Origin of the sequence: Campylobacter sp. RKI_CA19_01128 (assembly GCF_025771175.1) — a bacterium.
Taxonomy (GTDB): Bacteria; Campylobacterota; Campylobacteria; order Campylobacterales; family Campylobacteraceae; genus Campylobacter_D.
Genome location: NZ_JAKMPU010000006.1, coordinates 42,601 through 57,680, shown reverse-complemented (window position 1 = coordinate 57,680; position 15,080 = coordinate 42,601). Strand labels below are relative to the sequence as shown.

Genomic DNA, 15,080 nt, shown 5'->3' with positions numbered 1-15,080 from the left:
TGCTTAAAATTGTAAGTTTATTTATTATCAAAGGTTAAAAATGCAAGAATGGTTAAAAGTAGATGAAGAAATTTTAAAAAACAAAGTGCGTGAAGCGTATTTTTCAAAATTTTCTATAGTTGGTTCTAGTATTGATTTTATTGTCACGCAAAAGCACAAAGACTTAGGCGAGATTAATTTATTTTGGGCTGAAGCTAAGCAAGGCATAAGTGATATCAAAAAATCATTTGTTCAACTCATTATGACTATAAAAAATGGAAGTTTTCATACCATGCAAACACCTGCTTTAATAGGTGCATTTGATGCTGAAAAAATCGCATTTTTACCTTATTATAAAATTCAAGAAATTTTTTATCAAAATGATAGGGTTTGGGGTGTAGCAGCTAGCAAACACACAAGTGAGCAGTTTTTAAAACTTTTAAAAGAATTAGATGAAATTTTAAACGAAGCTTTGATTTTTTACTATGAAAAAAATGATGAGGAATTAAAAAATTTCATAAAAGAAAATTTAACAAACGAAAACATAAGCAAATTTAAAATCGACAAAAACAACTTTGTAAGCATATATCACAAATGGAGCAAAAGCGTAAAAGAAAGCATAAGTATAGATTGGGATTTAGCAAAGAAAAACGGCATTATCGATGCGGACTTTTACCTAGCTGATTTACTCTCAAATGAAAATCAAACCATAGTAGAAAAGCTTTTTGCTATCTTGAAAAAAGATCATTATGAATTTAATGCCAAAAAGACGGATCTAGGCTCTATCGCTACAGAAAAAACGGGCTTTAAAGACAATCAAAAAGCACATAAAGATTTTTGGGCTATTTATGAGCGTCCGCCTTTAGAGGAATTTTGGGATTATATGATAGAACGTAGGGATTTGCTTGTAGATCAAGACATTAGAGAAAGAAAGGGGGCGTTTTTTACTCCAAGAATTTGGGTAGATAAGGCTTGTGAGTATTTATCAAAGGCTTTAGGCAAAGACTATGAAGAGAAATACTATATATGGGACTGTGCTGGTGGGACAGGAAATTTACTAGCAAATTTCACAAATGCAAAAAATGTTTTTTGCTCTACCATAGATAAAGCAGATGTTGATGTAATACATGAGCGTATAAAAAATGGTGCAAATTTATTTGAAAATCATGTTTTTCAATTTGACTTTTTAAATGATGAATTTTTTGATAAAGTAGATGATAAAGGTAATGTCATTTATAAATCAAAACTACCTTCAAATTTACAAGAAATTTTAAAAAATGAAAACAAACGCAAAAAACTCATCATTTTTATAAATCCACCTTATGCAGAAGCTACTACTACATCTACCATAGGAAATACAGGAAAACATAAGGATAAAGTTGCTGTATATAATAAAGTTTATGAAAATTATTTGGGTGTTTGTGGTAAATCATTAAGAGAGCTTTTTGCACAATTTATTATAAGAATTTATTGCGAGATTGATGGAGCTGTGTTAGCTACTTTTTCTACTTTAAAATATATAAATTCTACAAATTTTATAAAATTTAGAGAAACTTTTAAGGCTAAATTTTTAAAAGGTTTTATGGTGCCTGCTTATACTTTTGATAATGTAAAAGGAAATTTTCCTATAGGTTTTTTAATATGGGATATGAGTCAAAAAGATGAGCTTAAAAAGGTAAGGCTTGATATTTTTAATGAAAATGGAAATTTTTTAGGTAAAAAAAGTTTTTTTCCTTATGAGAAAAATATAAAAGATTGGTTAAGACAATATAATGATAAATGTAAAAATAATAAGGATAAGTTGGCACATTTAGTTAGAGGCAGTGTTGATTTTCAAAATAATAATGTTGTTTTTATTACTCTTGCACCATCTCAAAGTGTTATAAATGCTAGTAATGAAAATTCTATATTTAAAGAAAACTTATTAGTTAATTCTATATTTTTTTCTGTGCGACATGCGATAGAGCATACCTATATAAATCACAATGACCAGTTTTTATACCCAAACAAAGCATATCAAAATGATAAAGAATTTCAAAGTGATTGCTTGGTTTTTATGCTTTTTCATGGTAAAAATCGTATAAGTGCAAAAGAAGGTGTAAATCACTTCATACCTTTTAGTGAGAAAGAATTAGGCATTACCCAAGAAGCATTTAAGAGCGATTTTATGTATAAATTTATAAATGGTAAGATAAAAAATGATGATGTTTTGTTTGATGATACGCTAGGCAAGGTGGAATTTTCTAATGAAGCAAAAGAGCTTTTAAAAGCAGGCAAAGAACTTTTTAAGTATTATCACACGCATAAAGAAAAGGCGGGGTATTTAGTAAATGCTTCTTTGTATGATATAAAAGAATTTTTTCAAGGTAGAAATGAAAAAGGCAAGATGAATATGCCTAGCAAAGCAAAAGATGAGCATTATAAAATTTTACTTAGTGATTTGAATTTAGCTTTAGATGTTTTAGCTAAAAAAATCGAACCAAAAATTTATGAATATGGTTTTTTAAGAGAGTGATTAGCTAATACTAAAAGAAAAAATACTACCTTTTTGTGGGTTAGATTGAATTTTTAAAGAACTTTTGTGTAAAGTGAGTATTTTTTTAACTAAAAATAATCCTAGTCCAAAGGAGTTGTTTTGTGTCGAGTTTGCTTTGTAGAATTTTTTTGTTATAAATTTAAGATGTTTTTCTTCTATGCCTATACCTTGGTCTATGATAGTAAAATTTTGATTTTTTATGATGATTAGCACCTCTTTTTTGCTGTATTTTAGGGCATTGTCTATTAGATTAATGATGACTTGCTCTATGAGAAATTTATCCGCTATGATAAAGCTTGTTTGGCCTTGAATTTTCAACCTATCATCTCTAAAACTTTCTAATAAATTTTTACTTAAAGCATATAGGTCGAATTTTTCTAAATTTAAAGAATTAAAATTAAGATTAAAAACAAAATTGAGTTTATGTGTTAGTTGGTTGATTTTTACGCTTTGTTTGTGAATTTTTTCAAGTAAAAATAATTTCATATTTCCATCATTAGTTTCTTTTAAAGATTGCAAGCTCAAATCTATAACGCTTATAGGGTTTTTAAGCTCATGTGATATAGCGCTGATTACATTGCTTAGTTGGGTGTTTTTGGTTTGAATTTTCTTAGCTTGTTTTTTGTTTTTTAATTCTTGCTTGATGAGTAATTTTTTAATTTTCAATAAGCGTAAATTTAAATTTTTTAATTCATAAACGAAATTATATTTTAAAATGAAATTAGTATTTGATTTGATACTTTTAACAAACAATAATAATTCTTGAAAATAATTTTTGAAAAAATAAAATACAACAAAATAAAACACAACAAGTACAAGTAAAAAGAAAGAAAAAATAATAATATTTTTAATCCAAAAATTTTGTATCAAAGAATGTATTTTAGGATATACAATGATGATGTATTGATAGTTTTTATAAGCATAAGCTTTAAAATAAATTTCTTTTTGCTTATAAAAATCATGGGTAAAATTAGATTCAAAGTGATTTAGAAAATAAGAATAATCTTTTAATGATGAAAAAATATCATCATTTTGTTTAATGATAAAATCTGCTCTAGTGTTTTGAGCAAATTGCTTGATGTTATTGGAATTTAGTGTATCTAATAATTGAAATTGTAAAACATCATTGAGTGTTTTTAGTTTTTGCTCATAAGTGTTTTTTACTGTAGTATTGATATAGCTTTCATTGAAAAAATAAAACAATATAAAAAAAACAATACAAAAAAATCCAAGTGTAAAAAGGAAAAATGTTTTTATTCTTAGCACAATTTATAACCCACCGAACGCACTGAAATGATATTTTCTTTAATTTGTGGAATTTTTTGTTTTAATCTTAAAATAGCTGTATTGATTGTCTTATCGCTTGTTGTGTCATTTTTCCATACTTGCTCACTTAAAAATTGACGGCTTAGAAGTTGATTTTTGTGATTAAAAAAACACTTGAGTAATTCCACATCTAGGGTTGATAATTTTTCAAATGTATTTGTTTGATAAATTAATTTTCTTTCTTCTATATATAAAGTAAAATCTTGATAAGAAATTTGTTCTTTTGGAGTTTTATTTCTTTTAGTTACAGCTTTAATTCTAAATAAAAGCTCATTAAAATCAAAAGGTTTGCATATATAATCATCACAGCCTTGCTCAAAACCTTCTAAAATATCTTTTTGCAAAGTCTTTGCGCTAAGAAAAATCACAGGCTCCATATAACCTTTTTTTCTTAATTGTTTTATCATCTCTACACTATCGCCACTTGGTAAATTTCTATCCATGATGATTAAGTCTATTTCATTGGTATCTAGAAAATATTCTAAGTCAAAAAAATCAAAATAATTATAAATTTTTATATTTTCTTGGCTAAGTCTTAGTGTGATTAATTCGTTTAAGTCTTTATCATCTTCTATCAAAATAATATTTAGCATATAAAAATTATATCAAAAAATATATGTATCCAAAATGTTTCCAAGTTTTTTTAAATTTTCATCACTTTTTAACTAAGGAGAAAAAATGAAAAAACTTTTAGCTTTAAGTATAGCTACTTTTGTTAGTCTAAACGCAGCAGAATTAAAAATAGCAGGTTCATCTACTGTCTACCCTTTTACTTCTTTTGTTGCTGAAGAGTATGCTGTTATAAAAAATACAAAAACACCTATAGTTGAAAGTCTTGGCACAGGCGGTGGTTTTAAAGTGTTTTGCGAGGGAATTACTGATATTTCTAATGCTTCAAGAGCTATCAAGCCAAGTGAATTTGAAACTTGTAAAAAATCAGGTGTGAGTGATATAGTCGGGATTATGATAGGTTATGATGGCATAGTTTTAGCTCAAAATAAAATCAATGCCCCGTTAAATATAAGCTTGCATGAGTTATTTTTGGCTTTGGCTAAAGAAATTCCGCAAGATGGAAAATTAATCCCAAATCCTTATACAAATTGGCAACAAATCAATAAAAATCTACCAAATAGAAAAATTACAATCTATGGTCCTCCATCGAGTTCAGGAACAAGAGATAGTATAGAAGAGCTTGTAATGGTAGATATTTCTAAAAAAATTCCTGAATACAAAGGTGCATATAAAACTATACGCCAAGATGGAGCATTTATACCAAGTGGTGAAAACGATAATTTAATTGTTTCAAAACTTTCTGTTGATAAAGAAGCTTTTGGGCTTTTTGGATACGGATTTTTAGCTAGCAATGATGATAAAATTAATGCTGCTTACATTGATGGTGTAAAAGCTGATGAGAAGAATATTTCCGAAGGAAAATATAAACTAGCTCGTTCTTTATTTATATATATGAATGCTAAGAAAAATCCAGAAGTATTTGAATTTGCAAAAATTTACATGAGTGATGATTTAGCTAAAAGCGGGGCAGAATTAGAAAAAATAGGATTAGTTCCTTTGGATGAAAAAACTTTAAAACAAACCCAAAAACATATAGAAGAAAAAGGTTTATTAACTGATGAGCTTGTTAAAGCAGGGAAAGTTTTTTGATTTAGGATGAAAAATTGATAAAAGAAAAAATAATAAAATTAACGCTTTTTCTTTGTGCTTTTGTTAGCGTAGTAGTAAGCTTTGCTATTATGCTAACTATTTTAATAGAGGCATTAAAATTTTTTCAAAAAGAAAGCGTATTTACTTTTTTATTCTCAAGTCAGTGGGCAGCAGATGCTGCATTTGTAGGTGCTGATGGAAGTAGCAAGCATGGTGTTTTTGGTGCTTTGAGTTTATTTTGGGGAACTTTTTATATTTCACTAATAGCAATGCTAACAGCCTTACCTTTAGGCATAATGTGTGCTATTTATCTTGGAGTATTTGCAGGTAAAAAATCTAAAAACTATTTAAAACCTATTTTAGAAATCATAGCAGGAATTCCTACTGTAGTTTTTGGATTTTTCGCAGCCATAGTTGTAGCTCCTTTTATAGTGTGGTTTTTTTCTCTTTTTGGTATAGAAGCTAGTTTTCAAAGTGCCCTAGGTGCAGGTTTTATCATGGGTATTATGATAGTTCCTATAGTGGCTTCACTTTCACAAGATTGCATTGAAGCTGTAAGTTTAAAAAGGATAAATGGAGCTTATGCTTTAGGTATGACTAAAAAAGAAGTTGTATTTGCAGTAATTTTACCAGAAGCAATGCCAGGCATAGTTGCAGCTTGTCTTTTAGGACTTTCAAGAGCTTTAGGTGAAACGATGATTGTTGTTATGGCTGCTTCATTGCGTCCAAATTTAACAATGAATTTTTTAGAAGATATGACAACAGTGACTGTAAAAATAGTAGAAGCATTAAGCGGTGATCAAGCTTTTGATAGTTCTTTAGCTTTAAGTGCATTTTCTTTAGGGCTTGTACTTTTTATTATTACATTAATCATTAATATTTTTAGCGTTTATTTGATAAATCGCTTCCATAAAAGGAAAAATTTATGAAAAAACTTTTTAAACAAAGAAAAAAAGCTTCAAAAAATTTCAAAAGATTCTGTAAAATGGGGCTTTATATAAACCTTATTTTTCTTTGTATTTTTTTATCAAGCGTAGGGTATCTTGGGATAGGAGCTTTTAAGCAAACTTACATTTATGCCCAGGCTGATAGAAATAGCCCTTCATATGAGCTTTTATCGCGTGCTGAACAAAGGAAAATAAGAACAGGTCAAATCAAAGAAAAATCTTGGCTTTTAGCAAATTCTGAAGTTGATCAATATATGAAAAAAAACTACAATAAACTAAGCGATGAACAAAAAACTTTAGTTGATGAATTAGTTCAAAAGCAAGAAATCAAACTAAGTTTTAACACAAATTTTTTCTTTAATGGAGATTCTAAATCACCTGAAAATTCAGGAGTCTTTGCTTCTGTGGTTGGAACTTTACTTGTAATGTTAGTATGCATGGTTGTAAGTATCCCAATAGGAGTTGGAGCAGCTATTTATTTAGAAGAATTTGCTCCGCAAAATGTATTTACGCATTTTATAGAAGTGTGTATTAATAACCTTGCAAGTATTCCTAGTATTTTATTTGGACTTTTAGGACTTGGAGTGTTTATTAATCTTTTTGGGATGCCTCGTTCTAGTGCTTTAGTTGGAGGATTAACTTTGGCTATTATGAGCTTACCTATTATTATTGTTTCAACTAAAGCTGCCTTAAAAAGTGTGGATATTAATATGAAAAATGCAGCATATGCTTTAGGCATGACTAAAATTCAAATGATAAAAGGTATTATGCTACCTTTGGCAATGCCTATGATTTTAACAGGTTCTATTTTAACTCTAGCAGGGGCTATTGGCGAAACCGCACCTTTGATGATTATAGGTATGATAGCTTTCATACCTGATGTAGCAAATAGTGTTTTTGCGCCAACAAGTGTTTTACCTGCTCAAATTTTTTCATGGTCAGCTATGCCAGAGCGTGCATTTTTAGAAAGAACAGCAGCAGGGATTATAGTGCTTTTATCTCTTTTGGTGATTTTAAATTTAGCAGCAATACTTTTAAGAAGATATTTTCAAGGAAAATTAAAATGATAGCAAAAACAACAAATCTAAATTTATTTTATGGTAAAAAACAAGCTTTATTTGATATTAATATGGAAATTCAAAAAAATAAAATCACAGCTTTAATAGGTGCTTCAGGATGTGGAAAATCCACATTTTTGCGTTGTTTTAATAGGATGAATGACAAAATAGCAAAAATCGATGGTCTTGTTGAGATTGATGGAAAAGATGTTAAAAATCAAGATTTAGTCGTGCTTAGAAAAAAAGTTGGAATGGTATTTCAACAACCTAATGTTTTTGTAAAAAGCATTTATGATAATATTTCTTATGCTCCAAAACTCCATGGGATGATCAAAAACAAGGATGAAGAAGATGCTTTAGTGGAAGATTGTCTTAAAAAAGTGGGTCTTTTTGAGGAAGTAAAAGATAAACTAAAACAAAATGCTCTAGCGCTTTCAGGCGGTCAGCAACAACGCCTTTGTATTGCAAGAGCTTTGGCTATAAAGCCAAAATTATTACTTTTAGATGAACCAACTTCTGCACTTGATCCTATATCTTCAAGTGTTATAGAAGAGCTTATTAAAGAATTAAGTCATAATCTTTCTATGATCATGGTAACGCATAACATGCAACAAGCTAAGCGCGTGGCTGATTATACTGCGTTTTTTCATTTAGGAGAACTTGTAGAATTTGGAGAGAGTAAGGAATTTTTTGAAAATCCTAAAGAAGAAAAAACAAAATCTTATTTAAATGGAGCTTTTGGATAATTTTTATTTATTTAGAAATTTTGATGATATAATTAATCAAAATTTCTAAAATACATTTGTTTATTCTTGAAATCAGCAAAATTAAAAATATATTTATCTTTAAAAAAGTAATTTTTAAGTAAAATTACTTTTTACTTTCAAAAGATTATTATCAAAAGAGTATTCATGGCAAACAAACAACTTTCACTCAAGCATCTTAGTATGCCTATATTACTTGAAATGTTTTTAAGATATTTTTCTTTGATTATCAACACTGTGATGGTTTCGCAGTATTCTAACTTTTTAGTTGGGGCTATGGGTGCGGGTAATCAAGTAGCAGATTTATTTATTATTATTTTTAGTTTTTTAAGTGTGGGTTGTAGTGTAGTGATCGCTCAAGCTTTAGGAGCTAAGGATTACACTCTAGCAAGAAAGGCAATTCATCAAAGTCTATTTTTAAATGCCTTGCTTGGTTTTGTGTGTGGAAGTTTGATTTTATGGCATGGAGAGTTTTTGCTCTATCTTTTGCAAATTCCAAATGAACTTTTAAAAGACAGTGAAATTTACTTGCATATGCTTGGAATTTGTTTGTTTTTTGATGCTATGGGTATAGTTTTGGCTGCTATTATTAGGGTGTATAATATGGCTTATTGGGTTATGTTTACTACCTTATTGATGAATGTTGTGATATTTATAGGAAATTTTTATGTATTGCATTTTACTAAGCTAGAGCTTTTTGGAGTAGGGCTTAGTAATATACTTGGGCGTTTGGTAGCCTTTAGTATGCTTATAGCAATACTTAGTTTTAAGCTCAAAATTCATCTTAAAATTAAAGAGATGATAAGCCTTGAAAAAGTGGTACTTAAAAAGATTTTTAATATCGGTGGTTTTGCAGCAGGAGAGCATTTGATATGGTTTATACAATACACTATAGCTTTTGCTTTTGTAGCAAGTTTAGGTAAAGAAAATTTAAGTGTTCAAACGATTTATTTTCAAATTTCTTTACTTATCATGCTAGTAGGGCAAGCTATAAGCGTGGCAAATGAGATTATCATAGGTAAATTAGTTGGCGCAAAATACTTAAATGTAGCTTATAAACATACTTGGATAGCTTTGTATTTTAGCGTGGTTGCAAGTGCTTTTGTGGCTTTACTTAATTATGTTTTGCAAGATTTTACCATGGGTGTAGTAAAGCTTGAAGAAAGTTTAAAAGAACTTATGATACCACTTTTTACTCTTTCAATATTCTTAGAAATCTCAAGAACTTTTAATATAGTCATGGTAAATTCACTAAGAGCAAGTGGTGATGCGAGGTTTCCGTTTTTAAGTGGAGTGGTATTTATGCTTGGAGTTTCTTTACCGGTTGGTTATGTGCTTTGTTTTTATGCTGGACTTGGAATTTTAGGAGTTTGGGTAGGTTTTTGTGCAGATGAGTTTTTACGCGGTATAGTCAATTCATATAGATGGAAAAGTAAAAAATGGCAAGGCAAAGCACTAGTATAAAAGGAATTTTAGAATTTAAAGAATTTCGTTTTGCTTTTGAAAAGAAAAAACTTAAATACTTAAGACTTAGGGTAGATAGGGATTTAACTTTCAAGCTTAGTATACCGCTATATTATGAGCAAAGAGATGTTTTAAGATTTTTAGAAAAAAATGAAAGTTGGATTAGAGCCAAAGAAAAAGAACTTTCTTTAAAAAGAGTAGTTTTAGCAAGTGATGAATTGTATTTTTTAGGTAAAAAATACAAGCTAGTTTTTAATGAAAATCATAAAAAAGTTCTCATAAAAAAAGATAAAATTTTTGCAAAAAATCAAAAAGCCTTGGATCTTTTCTTAAGGCGTAGTGCTAGGGTGATTTTTGAGTATTTTATAAAAAAATGGCAATTTATCCACAAGAGAAAGGTGCAAAGAATTTGTATTAAAGAAATGATTTCAAGATGGGGTTCTTGTAATCATCAAAAAGCATATATAAACTTAAATTTAAAACTCATGCAAAAACCTATAAAAGCTATAGAATATGTGATTTTGCATGAACTTACACATTTAATCTACCCACACCATCAAAAAGAATTTTATGATTTTTTACATAAATTAATGCCTGATTACAAGACAAGAGAGGTTTTTCTAAAAAGTCTTATTTTTTAACAAAAATTTATTTTATTTTAAAAAATTATTTATTAAAATAAATTGTTTTTAAATATCTTTTAAAGGAAAAACAATGAAAAGAAGAAATTTGTTAAAAGTAGGTGCTTTGGGTTTAGCTGCTATGCTTTTTAGCGGTGTGGCTTTAAATGCTAACGATGTGGTTAATTTTCCAAAAGATAAGCAAAAAGCTTTATTGCTTTCAAGTTCGGGCTATAAAGACACTGGGTATTTAAACCATGCTTTACCTTGGCTTAAAGAATTTGTTGAAAAAAATAATTTAAAAGGCAAAAAAGTAGCATTTATACCTTATGCAGGTGTTAGAAAAACTTATGAACAATATGAAGCACAAGTTGCTAAAGCTTTAGAGAGTTTAGGACTTCAAATAATTAGTGTACATAGAGGTAATGCTGTTGATATTGTTAAAAGTGCTGATGCGATTTTTGTAGGGGGTGGAAATACTTTTGAACTTGTAAATCAGCTTTATAATAATAACCTAGTAGAACTCATTGCAAAAAGAGTAAGTGAGGGTGTACCTTATGTTGGTTGGTCAGCAGGCTCAAACGTAGCAGGTGCAACTATGATGACAACTAATGATATGCCTATAGTTGAACCAAAATCATTCAATACTTTCAATATCTTCCCTCATCAAATCAACCCGCATTTTATCTCAGGTAAACCAGTAGGACACAATGGTGAAAGTCGCGAAGAAAGACTTGAAGAGTTTTTGATTGTTAATCCTAAAGTAGTGGTTTATGCTTTACCTGAAGGTGTTGCATTGTCACTTGATGGTAAAAAAGCAAAAGTTTTAGGTATGGACAAAAATGCTCCACTTTTAAAACTTGAAAACAAAAAAGAAATTCAAAAAATCGCTATCGGTTCTGAATTTAACTACTAAAATAATAAGCTATCTATATTTTAGATAGCTTGTTTAAGCTTTCCTTAGAATTAAAATTGTTATATTTATACTTTAAAAATTTAATTTTAAGGTTTTTAACTTGCTTTTAGAAATTACTTTTGATTATAAATCTAAAAACGATATTTTTGAGTATTTGTTAGCTTATTATGCTAAAGATTATGTGTATAATTATGAGCAAAAAGATGAAAAAATCATCATTAAAGTTAAAGGTGAAAAAGATGAAATTCAAGCCTTTTGTTCTAATTTAGAAAATATCAGCCATAGTGTTTTTTTAAACAAATTTGACTTAAAAGTTATAGAAGAAGATTTTACACCTATAAAAAAAGAAAAAACCTTCACCAAAAGAAGTTTTTTAACAAGACTCAATGCAAATGCTTATACTAATGGCGAGCTTTTAGAAAATGAATGGGGTGTTTTTGTAGAAGAAGAGTTTAAAATAGAAGAATATTTTATAAAAATCACTAAAGAAAATTTCTGCGATAATTTAAAAAAAGCCTTAGAAAAATTAAAAAACAAAGAAAAAATATATTTTAAAAACTCAAAAGGAATATATGTTTTTGAAATTTTTAATGAAGCATTAGATGATTTTTTAATGCCAAGTGATCCAAAACATATCAATGCATTTTTTTCCTGCAATAACGAGCAATTTAAAATCTTAGCAGGGGTTGAAAAACCTCTAATGAAACTTAAATTTAATGCTATTTTTAGACAAAATCATCAATTAAATCATGAGTATTTTAAAATAAAAATATATGATAATCTTTTCTTGTTTGCCTTATGTTTTGAGCTTGAAAAAGAAGGAATTAAGTTTTTAAATTTTAAAAAGCTAGAACATTTTGAAGATGATTTTGAAGTGACTTTAATCGAAAATGAACTAGTAGTTTGCAGGGGTTATGATTATATTTTACCTGAGTTTAAAAATTTGATTTTTCAAAAAGAAGATAAAAATTTTGCAAGAATTTCTTGTATATTGTCTGATTTTAAAGATAAAAAGCCTTTGCTTTTAGAACTTAGTAAAAAATATGATGATATTATCTTACTTGATAAAGAAATCAATCTTTTAAAACTAAATTTACCAAAAAGCTTTGATGAGTTTTATGAAACTATAAGTCAAGATGATGTTGCTAAGAGATTATTAGCTAATTATGAAAAAGAATTTATTCTTGTGCGAAAAGAACTAAATATGGCTAATAATTTTTTTAATCTTTTTGGCATGGTAGGGATGATTTTAGAGCTTGATGAAGACGAGAAAAAAGCAGCATTAGCGCTTTTGGCCTTAGCAGATGAGAGTAAAATGGCAAAAGGTGTTAGGATAGATTTTAAGCTTAATGAGCAAAAAGAATTTGACTATACTAAGACCTTAAGAAGCGTGATGAGTTTTAAGCTTGCTGGAGTAGAAAATCAAATCATAGCCTTAGGTGTTGTTGAGAGTTTGGCGTATTTTTTAAGAGATTTATTTGATGATTTAAAAGCTAAAGAACAAGTTGATTGTGCCGTGCTTAGTGGGAGCTTGTTTGAGCATAAAAGCCTTAGTAAAAATGTATTCAAACACATACCTTTTTTTAAGTTAAGTGATGTCCCACTTTGGATATGAAATTCACATTAAAGGGCTAGTGCAAGGCGTTGGCTTTCGTCCTTTTGTTTTTAATATAGCTAAAGAGCTTAATTTAAAAGGTGAAGTTTATAATAATAGCTTAGGTGTTGTTATAATCCTTGAGTGTAGCAATGATGAATTAGAAATTTTTAAAGAAAAACTTTTTGCTAATTTACCACCTTTAGCTAGGATAGATGATTTTAGCTTTTCTTATAAAAAACTTCAAAAAACTTATAATGAATTTATCATAAGTACTTCACAAGATAGTGAAAAATTTAGCCCGATTTTAAGTGATTTTGCTCTTTGTGAGGATTGCTATAATGAATTTTACGATGAGAAAAATCCGCGATTTAAATATCCTTTCATCACTTGTACAAATTGTGGACCAAGATTTTCTATTATAAAAAAACTTCCATATGATAGAGTTAATACGACTATGGATGAGTTTAAAATGTGTTCTTTTTGTCAAAGTGAGTATGAAGATCCTACTAATCGTCGTTTTCATGCCCAACCACTCTCATGCCCAAAATGTAAAATTACTATTTTTTTAAAAGATAAAAATCAAAATATTTTAGCCAAAGATGAAAAAGCTTTTATCTTGCTTGCAAAGCTTTTAGAAGAAGGTAAAATCATAGCTTTTAAAGGTATGGGTGGGTTTCATTTAATTTGTGATAGCACAAATAAAAATGCTATAAATGAACTTAGAATACGTAAAAATCGCCCTAAAAAGCCTTTTGCTATCATGGTAAAAGATCTTAAAATGGCTCAAGAATTAGCTTTTATTAATGAAGCTGAAGCAAAACTTTTAACTTCAAATTTAAAACCCATAGTTATTTTAAATAGCAAAAATATCCATAAAAGCTTAGCATCAGATACCAATAAAATAGGTATTATGTTAGCTTATATGGGAACACATTTAATGCTTTTTGAACATTTTAAAAAACCTATCATTGCAACAAGTGCTAATTTAAGCTCACAAAGCATTATTTATGAAGAAACAAAACTTTTAGAGCAACTTAGTGATGTGTTTGATTTTTATCTTGATTATGATAGAGCAATACACAATTCAAGTGATGATAGCATTGCTCAAGTTATTAGCGAAAAAACTATGTTTTTAAGGACTTCAAGAGGTCTTAATCCACTTTATATTAACACAGCAGATATTTTTAATGCAAAAGAAAATATTCTAGCTCTAGGAAGTGAATTAAAAAACGAATTTGCATGTTTTTTTAAAAATCAAATTTTTATTTCTCCTTATATAGGCGATATGAAAAGTTTAGACATACAAGAGAGATTTTTTAAAATTTTAACTTTCTTTCAAAACTCTTATAAACTAAATTTTGATCAGATTCTAAGTGATAAACACCCACAATTTAACTATGTAAAAGAATTTAAAGATGATAAAAATTTTCGCGTACAACATCACTATGCACATTTGTGTGCTTGTTTATTTGAACACAAAATTTACAAAAATGATGTTTTAGCCTTTGTTTTTGATGGAACAGGTTATGGAGATGATGGAAAAATTTGGGGTGGGGAGATTTTTAGAGCGAATTTAAAAAGCTATGAAAGGCTAAATCATTTTAAAAATTTCAAACTCATTAATGCAGATATTAAAAACATTGCAAATTTAGCTTTAGCTTTGATTTTTGATTTTAATTTGGAAAACAAAGCTAGCGAGTTTTTAGCTAAATTTTCTCAAGTAAAATTAAGCAATCTTAAAAAAATTCACACTCAAAGCTCTTTATATACGAGTTCTCTTGGTAGGATTATTGATGCTTTTGGCGCTTTTGCTTTTGATATACAAAAGCTTGATTATGAAGCACAAATTGGACTTTTGATGGAAAAATATTATGATAAAAATCTTAATTATAGTTACAAATTTGAAATTAAAGAAAAAGAAATTTGCTTTAAAAATGCCTTTTTGCAAGCTTTAGAAGATAAAGATAAGGTTAAAATTAGCACAGGTTTACTTAATGGCATTGCAAATTTAATTATAGAATATTCAAAAGATTTTAAAGAAGAAGTGCTTTTGTGTGGCGGGGTATTTCAAAATAAAACCTTACTTGAAATTTTAGATCGAAAAAAATTCACTTATAAGACTTCTTTGCAATTTCCTTGCAATGATAGTTCTATTGCGCTTGGGCAACTTGTGCATTATTTATCTTTAAAAACTTAATAAAACTCATATTT

12 protein-coding genes are annotated in these 15,080 nt (G+C 28.5%); 10 read left to right on the top strand and 2 right to left on the bottom strand.

The genetic code is table 11. The features are described 5' to 3' along the window. Positions 1–40 precede the first annotated feature (40 nt). Positions 41–2,494 carry a hypothetical protein gene (locus tag L8U98_RS05400; RefSeq protein WP_263725101.1) on the top strand — a complete coding sequence of 818 codons (2,454 nt, stop codon included), beginning with the start codon at positions 41–43 and terminating at the stop codon, positions 2,492–2,494. Here the strand turns inward: L8U98_RS05400 and L8U98_RS05395 are convergent, their stop codons facing one another. After that, positions 2,495–3,718 (bottom strand): sensor histidine kinase, encoded by a 1,224-nt coding sequence (locus L8U98_RS05395; protein ID WP_263725102.1) that lies wholly within the window; start codon positions 3,716–3,718, stop codon positions 2,495–2,497. It lies immediately after the preceding gene. Between the two features lie 56 nt (positions 3,719–3,774). Continuing rightward, complete coding sequence (locus L8U98_RS05390) at positions 3,775–4,434, bottom strand: response regulator transcription factor (protein WP_263725103.1); 660 nt, start codon at positions 4,432–4,434, stop codon at positions 3,775–3,777. A gap of 85 nt (positions 4,435–4,519) precedes the next feature. Between L8U98_RS05390 and L8U98_RS05385 the strand changes: the two genes are divergently transcribed. The 9 genes from L8U98_RS05385 (at position 4,520) to hypF (ending at position 15,066) form a co-directional block, all read left to right on the top strand. Then, a complete protein-coding gene (locus L8U98_RS05385; protein ID WP_263725104.1) occupies positions 4,520–5,503 on the top strand; it encodes a substrate-binding domain-containing protein in 984 nt (327 codons plus the stop codon). 14 nt (positions 5,504–5,517) lie between these two features. After that, the gene (pstC, locus tag L8U98_RS05380) at positions 5,518–6,432 is read left to right on the top strand and encodes a phosphate ABC transporter permease subunit PstC (RefSeq protein ID WP_263725105.1); all 915 of its coding nucleotides are present in this window, start codon (positions 5,518–5,520) and stop codon (positions 6,430–6,432) included. Beyond that, positions 6,429–7,517, top strand: coding sequence for a phosphate ABC transporter permease PstA (gene pstA / locus L8U98_RS05375; protein WP_263725106.1), 1,089 nt, complete (start codon positions 6,429–6,431; stop codon positions 7,515–7,517). Before pstC ends, pstA begins: the two co-directional genes overlap by 4 nt. Continuing rightward, positions 7,514–8,254, top strand: coding sequence for a phosphate ABC transporter ATP-binding protein PstB (gene pstB, locus L8U98_RS05370; protein WP_263708403.1), 741 nt, complete (start codon positions 7,514–7,516; stop codon positions 8,252–8,254). Before pstA ends, pstB begins: the two co-directional genes overlap by 4 nt. Positions 8,255–8,419: 165 nt before the next feature. Next, complete coding sequence (locus tag L8U98_RS05365) at positions 8,420–9,736, top strand: MATE family efflux transporter (protein ID WP_263725107.1); 1,317 nt, start codon at positions 8,420–8,422, stop codon at positions 9,734–9,736. Next, a complete protein-coding gene (locus L8U98_RS05360; RefSeq protein ID WP_263725108.1) occupies positions 9,712–10,377 on the top strand; it encodes a M48 family metallopeptidase in 666 nt (221 codons plus the stop codon). The genes L8U98_RS05365 and L8U98_RS05360 overlap by 25 nt, the downstream gene beginning before the upstream one ends. 73 nt (positions 10,378–10,450) lie before the next feature. Beyond that, positions 10,451–11,272, top strand: coding sequence for a dipeptidase PepE (gene pepE / locus L8U98_RS05355; RefSeq protein ID WP_263675297.1), 822 nt, complete (start codon positions 10,451–10,453; stop codon positions 11,270–11,272). Positions 11,273–11,372: 100 nt separating this feature from the next. Beyond that, a complete protein-coding gene (locus tag L8U98_RS05350) occupies positions 11,373–12,887 on the top strand; it encodes a hypothetical protein (RefSeq protein WP_263725109.1) in 1,515 nt (504 codons plus the stop codon). Next, positions 12,868–15,066 (top strand): carbamoyltransferase HypF, encoded by a 2,199-nt coding sequence (gene hypF, locus L8U98_RS05345; protein ID WP_263725110.1) that lies wholly within the window; start codon positions 12,868–12,870, stop codon positions 15,064–15,066. Before L8U98_RS05350 ends, hypF begins: the two co-directional genes overlap by 20 nt. Positions 15,067–15,080: the final 14 nt, after the last annotated feature.